Annotated in this window: 1 pseudogene; it reads left to right on the plus strand. The window is 45.5% G+C overall.

The features are described 5' to 3' along the window. Positions 1-195 (plus strand): annotated as a pseudogene (locus tag HMPREF2918_RS11280) (cell wall protein); the annotation flags it as partial. Positions 196-374 lie beyond the last annotated feature (179 nt).

Raw genomic sequence — 374 nt, forward strand, 5'->3', positions numbered from 1 at the left:
GTTGACACTGATTCTGATACAGAAACCGACTCAGAGGCTGAAATTGACTCGGATGTTGAGACAGACTCGGATGCAGAAACCGACTCGGATATTGAAACTGATTCGGATGCTGATACTGACTCAGAGGTTGAGGCTGATTCGGATGTTGACACCGACTCAGACGTAGATACTGATTCAGAGGTTGAAATTGACTGACTTTCTGATACTGACTCGGATTCTGAAACTGATTCTGATGTTGAGACTGACTCAGACGTCGATACCGATTCAGAGGTTGAGACTGATTCTGATGTAGAGGCCGACTCAGAGGCTGATGCTGACTCAGATACAGAAACTGATTCAGACGTTGACACTGATTCTGATACAGAAACCGACTC

This window comes from Streptococcus sp. HMSC065C01 (genome assembly GCF_001813525.1).
GTDB lineage: Bacteria > Bacillota > Bacilli > Lactobacillales > Streptococcaceae > Streptococcus > Streptococcus parasanguinis_V.